The 8739-nt window shown below is 65.9% G+C and carries 10 protein-coding genes and 1 pseudogene (1 of these 11 cut by a window edge); 4 read left to right on the forward strand and 7 right to left on the reverse strand.

Translation table 11 applies throughout. The features are described from left to right. Positions 1-42 carry the beginning of a tyrosine--tRNA ligase gene (gene tyrS / locus G372_RS0102260; protein ID WP_019624617.1) on the reverse strand. 1167 nt of this gene lie to the left of the window's left edge, so 42 of the gene's 1209 nt are visible here — the first part of the coding sequence; its start codon is at positions 40-42; the stop codon falls past the left edge of the window. 177 nt (positions 43-219) lie between these two features. Here tyrS and G372_RS0102265 point away from each other — a divergent pair, with 177 nt between their 5' ends. Further along, a complete protein-coding gene (locus tag G372_RS0102265) occupies positions 220-1362 on the forward strand; it encodes an anhydro-N-acetylmuramic acid kinase (protein ID WP_019624618.1) in 1143 nt (380 codons plus the stop codon). 55 nt (positions 1363-1417) lie between these two features. On the opposite strand, the gene erpA is transcribed toward G372_RS0102265, so the two are convergent. The 4 genes from erpA to argC all read right to left on the reverse strand — a co-directional run bounded on the left by erpA (position 1418) and on the right by argC (position 4150). Beyond that, on the reverse strand, positions 1418-1798 hold the full coding sequence (gene erpA, locus G372_RS0102270) for an iron-sulfur cluster insertion protein ErpA (RefSeq protein ID WP_019624619.1): 381 nt from the start codon (positions 1796-1798) through the stop codon (positions 1418-1420). A 91-nt stretch (positions 1799-1889) separates the two neighbouring features. Beyond that, complete coding sequence (locus G372_RS0102275) at positions 1890-2321, reverse strand: bactofilin family protein (RefSeq protein WP_018865342.1); 432 nt, start codon at positions 2319-2321, stop codon at positions 1890-1892. Next, a complete protein-coding gene (locus tag G372_RS0102280; RefSeq protein WP_026340428.1) occupies positions 2318-2986 on the reverse strand; it encodes a DUF6776 family protein in 669 nt (222 codons plus the stop codon). The genes G372_RS0102275 and G372_RS0102280 overlap by 4 nt, the downstream gene beginning before the upstream one ends. 108 nt (positions 2987-3094) lie before the next feature. Next, positions 3095-4150, reverse strand: coding sequence for an N-acetyl-gamma-glutamyl-phosphate reductase (gene argC, locus G372_RS0102285; protein WP_026340429.1), 1056 nt, complete (start codon positions 4148-4150; stop codon positions 3095-3097). A gap of 100 nt (positions 4151-4250) precedes the next feature. On the opposite strand from argC, the gene G372_RS0102290 reads away from it, so the two are divergent. After that, positions 4251-4766, forward strand: a complete 516-nt coding sequence (locus tag G372_RS0102290) for a peroxiredoxin family protein (protein ID WP_019624622.1) — start codon at positions 4251-4253, stop codon at positions 4764-4766. 36 nt (positions 4767-4802) lie between these two features. After that, positions 4803-5321: a CopD family protein gene (locus G372_RS0102295; RefSeq protein WP_018649256.1), complete on the forward strand. Its 519-nt coding sequence runs from the start codon at positions 4803-4805 to the stop codon at positions 5319-5321. Between the two features lie 9 nt (positions 5322-5330). Here G372_RS0102295 and ptsP read toward each other — a convergent pair whose 3' ends face one another. Together ptsP and G372_RS0102305 are read right to left on the reverse strand one after the other, a co-directional pair. Continuing rightward, positions 5331-7598: a phosphoenolpyruvate--protein phosphotransferase gene (ptsP, locus tag G372_RS0102300; RefSeq protein ID WP_018865338.1), complete on the reverse strand. Its 2268-nt coding sequence runs from the start codon at positions 7596-7598 to the stop codon at positions 5331-5333. Between the two features lie 20 nt (positions 7599-7618). Next, the gene (locus G372_RS0102305; protein WP_018865337.1) at positions 7619-8185 is read right to left on the reverse strand and encodes an RNA pyrophosphohydrolase; all 567 of its coding nucleotides are present in this window, start codon (positions 8183-8185) and stop codon (positions 7619-7621) included. 447 nt (positions 8186-8632) lie between these two features. Here G372_RS0102305 and G372_RS14145 point away from each other — a divergent pair. Continuing rightward, positions 8633-8739 (forward strand): annotated as a pseudogene (locus G372_RS14145) (HAD-IB family hydrolase); the annotation flags it as partial.

Below are 8739 nucleotides of genomic sequence, written 5' to 3' on the forward strand. Positions count from 1 at the left end.
TCCGCGGCGAAACACCGCCAGTTGTTCTTCCAGTTCGATCATCTCTTGTGCCCTTGGCGGATCCCGCGCAGGGGCCTGGCCTGCGAAGGGTAACGTTCCGCTCTAGAATGCTGGGTTCGCAACAAACGCGCCCCCACGGGGCGCGCAAAGGGCGCAAGGATACCGTGCACCCCGCAACGAAGCGAGATGACTCCGCCACCGGAACAGGAACGCATACGGATGACCCAGCGGTTGATTGGATTGATGTCCGGCACGAGCCGGGACGGTGTGGATGCGGTCCTGGTCGAGATCGACGAAACGGGCCCGCTGCGCACCACGGGGCACTGCCACCTGCCTTACTCGGACTCGCTGGAAGGGGATCTCGCGGCTGCCGCGACCACCGAGACCCTGCGCTTCGAAGACCTGGGCACCCTGGATGCCCGGGTCGGGCTGTTCCTCTCCCGCGCTGTTCAACAACTCCTGGAATCCTCCGGCCTGCAGGCTGCGGACATCCTGGCGATCGGCTCGCACGGGCAAACAGTCCACCATGCGCCGGGCGCCGAGCCCGCCTTCACCTGGCAAATTGGCGACCCGTTCCGGATCGCCGAAGCCACCGGCATCGACGTGATCGCGCACTTTCGGCAGCGCGACCTCGCGGCAGGAGGCGAAGGGGCGCCGCTGGCCTGCGCGTTCCATGCAGACTGGCTGGGGCACCCGAGCGAAACCCGGGCGATCCTGAACCTCGGCGGGATCGCGAACCTGACCTGGCTGGAACCGGGCCAGCCGGTACGCGGGTGCGACAGCGGCCCCGCCAACACCCTGCTGGACGGCTGGGCCCACCGACACCTGGGCCAGCCCTATGATGCCGATGGCGCCTGGGCGCGCACGGGACACATCGACCGGCCGCTTCTGGAACAGCTGCTCGCGGACCCGTACTTCCTGCGCCCCGCCCCCAAGAGCACGGGGCCCGAGTATTTCTCGCCCCACTGGCTTCGCCAGGTCGGCGGCGAACGGATCGACCGCCTGAACGCGGAGGACATCCAGGCCACCCTGGTCGAACTCACGGTGGAGGGGGTACGTCTGACGCTCGAATCCCTGCGCACATCCGCACCGCATCGCGTTATTGTCTGCGGTGGCGGCGCCCACAACGGCTACCTGATGGAGCGGCTGCAAAGCCAGCTTGCCGGCAGCACAGTCGAGACCTCCGAACGCCATGGCATACCGCCCCAGCAGGTGGAGGGTGCCGCCTTTGCCTGGCTGGCGTATCGGCATCTGCGCGACGAAGCCGGCAACCTGCCGGAGGTTACGGGGGCCCGAGGGCCGCGTATCCTCGGCTGCCGGATCCCCGGCCGCGCGCCTGGCCCCGCATCGAGACAGGCATGAAAAAGGGCCCGACCGCAACGGCCGGGCCCTGGCAGTACGGAAACGGCTCTGCCGGTCAGACCGAGAAGCTGGACCCGCAACCGCAGGTGGTCGTGGCATTCGGATTGCGAATCACGAACTGCGCACCTTCCAGGCCTTCGGTGTAGTCGATCTCGGCACCCACAAGGTACTGAAAACTCATCGGATCGATCAGCAGCGTCACCCCGCCGTTCTCGACCACGGTATCGCCGTCGCCAATCGTCTCGTCGAAGGTGAAGCCGTACTGGAAGCCGGAGCAACCACCACCGCTGACGAACACCCTCAGCTTGAGGTTGTCGTTGTTCTCCTCCTCGATCAGCCCCTTCACCTTGCTCGCCGCGGCATCGGTGAAGATCAGCGGGCTCGGGATCTCCATGTCCATATCCGCCTCGGTATTGGGTGTCATGGCTTCGGACATTGGGTGCCTCCTGTAAGAATCATTTTCATTCACGCTACGGAATACTGACCGCCAGCGTCAAGAATACCCCACGAATGATGCTGGGCCATCCTCACGAAGAGGCAACCTGCGGCGCGCTGTGGTCCGCAAGCTCCTCCAATTCGCCCTGCAAGGGCTCCTCCATTCGTTCGAGCTGACCGTCGATACTCGCGCCCTCGGTGATCTGAAGACTCTTGTAATACAGATGCCCGTGCAGCCGTGCGGTCGCGCCGAGCTCGACGTACTCACTCATGTGCATATCACCGCGCACCTCGCCGTTCACCACCAGGTGGGGCACCATCACCTGCCCTTCGACCACACCCTGGGGTGCCACCATCAGCACCGCGGAGGGGTCGCTCGGCGCACGGATACTGCCGACCACGCGACCCTCGACATAAAGCCCGCCACTGAATTCCAGCTCGCCGCGCACCACAGCATTCTCCCCGATCATGGTGTCGACCCGGCGTGTGCGCTTGTTGCCACGCCCCTTCTTGCGTCCGATCATGCCCCTTCTCCCGCCATACGATCCCACTCTCCGCGCTTCGTCGCCGCGTCGGGACCATCCTCGTCTTCCGGCTCCACCCTAACGACTACAGCTTCCGGGGTGAAACCCTCCGGCAACACGACCCGCACGCGCGCATTGCGCAGCAGGCGGAACCCCTCGATGTCGCGTTCCTGCTCCACACCCAGGTCTTCGTGATCGAGGGTTGTATCCTCGTCGTCCCCCTCGAAACGCCCGGCAATCTCCAGCGACCAGCGCACATCCAGCGACCGATTCAATCCCGGCCGATAGACCTGGAACACCACATCCCAGACGCCGGACTGTCCCGTCGACTGCAGCGCCAGATCCCGCAGCCCCAGACTCGCGTCGTCATTGCTCTCCGCCAGTCGTTCGTAGAAGGCCACCTCGTCCCGCAACCGCGCGAGCTCGGCTTCCTGACGCTCAACATCCTCGCGGTAGGCATCGATCTCGGTCTCCAGCAGCGACAGCCGCCGCAGCGCTCGCTGCTGCTCGGCCTCTGCCTGCCGGCGCGCCTCGACCTCCTGCTGCAGCTCGTCCGTCAGGGCATCGATACGCATCTGCGGATCAATCACGCCCTCGTCCGGCCAGTGCATCCACAACCAGCCGCCGATCCCGGCCACCAGCAGAAAAGGCGCCAGCAACAACACGCCCAGCCCCCAGCGCCGCCGACGCTGTCGCACCGGCCGCGGCGGCGGGATCCGGGGACGGCGCCGCGGCACTGGTGTCGGAAGCTTGGACATTAATCAGTGTTTCCCTCAGGGGAAGACCGCCAGCTCGCGCAACCCCTCGTCCTCCGGGCAAGCGAACATGAGGTTCATGTTCTGCACGGCCTGCCCGGCCGCACCCTTGACCAGGTTGTCGATCACCGACAGCACCACCAGACGATCGGAGTGCGGCGGCCGTGCCACCGCGACCCGACAGCGGTTGGTCCCCCGCACGCTGGCCGTCTCGGGATGCGACCCCGGCGGCAGGACGTCGACGAACGGCTCGTTGGCGTAGCGTTGTTCGAAGCAGGTCTGCCAGTCGGTCTCGGCTTGTCGCGGCCGCAGATAGAGGGTCGCATGGATGCCGCGCGTCATTGGCACCAGGTGCGGCTGGAAGATCAGCCCGACCTCGCCGCCGACCACACCGCTCAGGGTCTGGTGAATCTCCGGCCAGTGCCGATGCCCGCCGGCCGCATAGGCACGGAAGTTCTCCTGCACCTCGGCAAACAGGCCGCCCACATGGGCCTTGCGCCCCGCACCGCTGACGCCACTCTTGGCATCCGCGATCACGTCGGCCGGGTCGACCAGTCCCTGCTCCAGCAGCGGCAGAACACCAAGCGTCACGGCCGTCGGATAGCAGCCGGGCACCGCAATCAGCCGCGCCGGCCGGATCTGGTCACGATGGATCTCCGGCAGCCCGTAAACCGCCTCGTCGAGATACTCCGGGGCCCCGTGCGCCTGGCCATACCAGTGCGCCCACAGCTCCGGGTCACGTATACGAAAGTCGGCCGACAGGTCGATCACCCGCACCCCACGCTCCAGCAGCGCACCGGCCATCGCATGTGCCACGCCATGCGGCGTGGCAAAGAACACCACGTCGCACTCGCCCAGCACGTCGGGGTCCGGCTCGCGAAAGACCGCATCCACGGCCCCGCGCAGACTGGGGAACAGATCGGCGACCGCAGTCCCGGCCTCGCCGCGCGAGGTCACCACCGCCAGCTCCGCCGAAGGGTGTCGGGCCAGCAGGCGCAGCAACTCCACGCCGGTGTACCCGGTCGCACCGACAACCCCGATGCGGATAGGTTTGCTATTGGTCGTTGCCGTCATGCTGCGGCATGATACCGGCTTACCACAGAGCACGGAACGAAGGCCCACTCAGGCCAGTCGAATCCGGCGATCATTCGAACCAACAGGGACCCCTGTACCCATGAGCAGCTTTCGTATCGACCGCAAGGCCATCATTGGCGGCATCTTCATCCTGGCCCTGATTGGGGTTGCCCTGGCCATCTGGCTGACCGATGACGGCATGCGCCCGGCGCCGGAGTTCACTGCCACGACCCTCGATGGCGAGGAGGTTTCACTGTCGGACTACGAGGGGCGCCCGGTGATGATCTCCTTCTGGGCCACCAACTGTCCGTCCTGCGTGCGCGAGATCCCGAAGCTGATCCACCTGCACGAGACCTACGCCGAGAAGGGCTTCGAGTTACTGGCCGTCGCCGTCTCCTACGATCCGATCAACCGGGTGGAGTCGATGCGCGAGGACCGCGAGATGCCCTACAAGGTGATCCATGACAGCGAAGACGGCATGTCGCAGGCGTTCGGCGGCGTGCGCCTGACCCCGACCACGTTCGTGATCTCGCCCGGCGGCCGCATCGTCTACCAGAAGCTGGGCGATCCGGACTTCGAGCAGATCGAACGCCACCTGCAGCGCTGGCTGTCCTGAGCCAGCCACCACCGGCACCCCTGGGAGATCTGAAGCATGGAAGCCTACAACTGGCTGCTCAGCCTGCACGTGATCTTCATGGTCACCTGGTTCGCCGGGCTGTTCTATCTGCCAAGGCTGTTCGTCTATCACGCGATGACCGACGATGCCCTGGGTCACGAGCGCTTCAAGATCATGGAGCGCAAGCTGTTCTACGGGATCATGACGCCCGGCGGGGTGCTGACCATTGCGTTTGGCGGGGCCATGCTGGCCCTGATCCCGGGGTATCTGAACGAGCCCTGGATGCATTTCAAACTGACGCTGGTGGCACTACTGGTGATCTATCACATCTGGTGCGGCTGGATCGTGCGCGACTTTCGGGATGACCTGAACCGCCGCGAACACACCTGGTTTCGCTGGTTCAACGAGTTTCCGGTGCCGATCCTGGTCGGGGTGGTGGTGTTGGTGATCAACCGCTCCATCGAGGATGCGCTGATCGCGATCGGGGTCGTACTGGCGATCTTTGTGCTGGCCGCACTGATCGGGTGGTGGAAGCGCCGGCGCGAGGCCGCCTGACGCAACGACTCAGTTCTTGCCCGCGCGCACCAGCCCGCCGAGCCCGGCCTGCACCAGGGCATTGTTCAGCAGCGAACGAATCTGCTCCGCGTTCTCCAGCATGCGGCACTGGGCCAGCAGCGCCTCGGCGCGATCCGTGGAGAAGCTGCGGATCACCCACTTCACCCGCGGGATCGCGGAGACGCTGACACTGAGGCTGTCGATCCCCATCCCCAGCAGCAGGATCACCGCGGCCGGATCGGCCGCCATCTCGCCGCAGACGCTGACCGGCTTGCCCGCCCGGTGCGCCCCGTCGGTGATGATCTCCAATGCGCGGATGCAGGCCGGGTGCAGGGTGTCATAGAGATTGGCCACGCGCGCGTTGTTGCGATCCACCGCCAGCAGGTACTGCACCAGGTCATTGGTCCCCACCGACAGGAAGTCCACCCGCCGCGCCAGCGTCTCCGACAGATAGACCGCCGCCGGGACCTCGACCATCACCCCGACCTTGGGCATCGGGATCATGAAACCCTCGTCCAGCAGTTCCTCGCGGGCCCGGTTGAGCAGTGTCATGGCCCCCTTCAGCTCGTCCAGCGCCGAGATCATCGGGAACAGGATCTGCAGATTGCCGTGTGACCGGCTCGCCTTGAGCATCGCCCGCAGCTGGGTCAGGAAGATCTCCGGGTGGTCCAGCGAGATGCGGATGCCGCGCCAGCCGAGGAACGGGTTGTCCTCCTTGACCGGGAAGTACGGCAGGGCCTTGTCGCCGCCGATATCCAGGGTCCGCAGGGTCACCGGCATCGGGTCGAATGACGCCAGCACCTGTTCGTAGAGCTGGACCTGCTCCTCCTCCCCGGGGAAGCGGTCGCGGATCATGAACGGGACCTCGGTGCGATAAAGCCCCACACCCTCGGCCCCGGATTCCAGCGACGGCTTGATATCGGCCAGCAACCCGGAGTTCGCCAGCACCGGAACCGCCACGCCGTCGCGGGTGGCCGCCGGGTCCTTGGCCAGCGCCCGCAGGTCCTCGGCCAGCTCGCGCTCCTCGCGCACCAGGCGCTCGAACTCGGTGCGCAACTCCGCATTGGGGTTCACGAACAACCGGCCACGATAGCCGTCGACCAGGATCTCGCGGTTCTCCAGGCGGCCCACCGGCAGTTCCGAGACCCCCATCACCGCCGGGATGTTGAGCGCCCGCGCCAGGATCGCGATATGCGAGGAACCGGTGCCCTTGGCGGAGACCATCGCCCCCAGGCGTTCGATCGGCACCTCGGCCAGGTGCGATGCGGTCAGGTCATCGCCCACCAGGATGCCGCCATCCGGGAACTCCTCCTGGCTGCGCTCGGCCGGCAACAGGTGCGACAGCACCCGCCGACCCAGGTCCCGCACATCGGCCGCGCGTTCACGCAGGTACGGGTCCTCCATGTCGTCGAACACGCGAACGCTCTCGCGCACGGTGTCGCGCAGGGCAGCCGGGGCCCACTGACCGTTGCGAATACGCGCCTCGGTCTTGTGGACCAGGGAATCCGAACCCAGCAACATCAGGTAGGCGTCGAACAACACCTGCTCGTCCGCGCCGAGCGCCTCGCCCATACGCTGCTTGAGATCCTCGATCTCGGTGCGCGTGTCAGCCACCGCCTTGCCGAAGCGCTCGAGTTCCTCGTCGACCCCGACGCCCTCGCGATCCGGGATGGAGTCGAGATCCGCGAGCCGATAGGCGACCACGGCCCGGCCGATCGCGACCCCGGGGGAACCGGCGATCCCGGTCGCCTCGACATTGACGTGCCCGATCAGCGGGGTCTCGGAGGAGATCTCGTCGTTGAATTCCGCGTAGGCGATCGCACCGGCCAGCTGCGCGGCCAGGGTGATCAGAAAGGAGACGTGCTCGTCATCGAACTTGCGTGCCTGGTGCTGCTGCACGACCAGCACCCCCAGCAGGTTGCGCTGGTGGATGATCGGCACCCCGAGAAAGGCCAGGAAGTGCTCCTCGCCGGTCTCCGGGAAATAGCGAAAGCGCGGGTGATCCTGGGCACTGTCCAGGTTGACCGGCTCGGCGCGCGAGGCGACCAGCCCCACCAGGCCTTCGGAGGGATCCATCTCCACATGCCCGATGGATTCCTCGCGCAGGCCCTCCGACGCCATCAGCACCAGGCGGCCCGACTGCGGCGACTTCAGGTAGATGGAGCAGACATCGATATCCAGCGCGGCCTTCACGCGGGTCACGATGATGTGCAGCGCTTCGAAGAAATCAGCGGCGCCATTCACCTCCTGCACCACGCGGCGCAGGACCTCCAGCATCGAGGGGGGATTCGGGTTCGTCAACGTGGCGACACCGGGGAAACCTGTGACGGGGCCTGATCGCTGGCGTCACGTCCGTGGACCTTGCGCGGGCGCCGGGCTTCCAGCTCCGGGAACATCAGCGGCACCAGTTCGCACAGCGCGCGGCGATAGACCTGGCGCTTGAAATGCACGACCTCGCGTGCCGGACGCCAGTAGTCGATCCAGCGCCAGTCGTCGAATTCGGGGGTACCCATCGCATCCAGGATCACGTCGCTCTCGTTGCCCATCATCCGTAACAGGAACCAGCGCTGTTTCTGGCCGATGCAGACCGGACGGCGGTGACGCCGCACCATGCGCTCCGGCAGGCGGTAACGCAGCCAGTGCTGGGTATTGCCGAGCACCTCGACATGCTCGGGCAGCAGGCCTGTCTCCTCGCGCAACTCGCGGTACATCGCCTGCTCCGGCGTCTCTTCCGCGCGGATACCGCCCTGGGGAAACTGCCAAGCGTCCTGGCCCACGCGCTTGCCCCAGAACAGCTGGCGCTCCCGATTGCACAGGATGATGCCTACGTTGGCTCTATACCCCTCACAATCAATCACTTGCATCAACCAGGCGCTTTCTTCACTGATTGCATTGTTCCACAGCCCGAGGCCCCGCGGCAAAGACCTTGGGAAACGCTGATGAATGTACACACTCGCGTTGGCACCCCAGGTTTTCCGAGACAAGGCGCGCCGTGCAGCGGGTAGTGGTTCTACCCACAAGCGGCGCAACGCAGGATCGGGGAACCTGGGGTGCCAACCCCACAAGCGATTGAATGCCGGGGCTCGGCCGCTTTTGCATGCGCACGGCGTTGCGGCTCCCTTGTGCAGAATGACTGCACGGCAGTCGCCGCGCCTTGTTCGCACGCAAAAGCGACTCGAGCGCGAGCGTGTACATCCATCAGCGTTTCCCACGCATCCCCCGTGGCAGGACGGGCAAAGCTGCGTGCGAAGTCATGCCCCGGTAAACTCCCGCCGTCTTCCCAGCGCGACCCCTAATCCGCGGAGCGATTCATGAACCTGGCCCTGTTCGACCTCGACAACACCCTGCTCGCCGGCGACAGCGATCACGCCTGGAACCAGTTCCTGGCCGAGGTGGGCGCCGTGCACCCGACCTGTCA

The sequence above is a fragment of the Thioalkalivibrio thiocyanoxidans ARh2 genome (genome assembly GCF_000385215.1).
GTDB lineage: Bacteria > Pseudomonadota > Gammaproteobacteria > Ectothiorhodospirales > Ectothiorhodospiraceae > Thioalkalivibrio > Thioalkalivibrio thiocyanoxidans.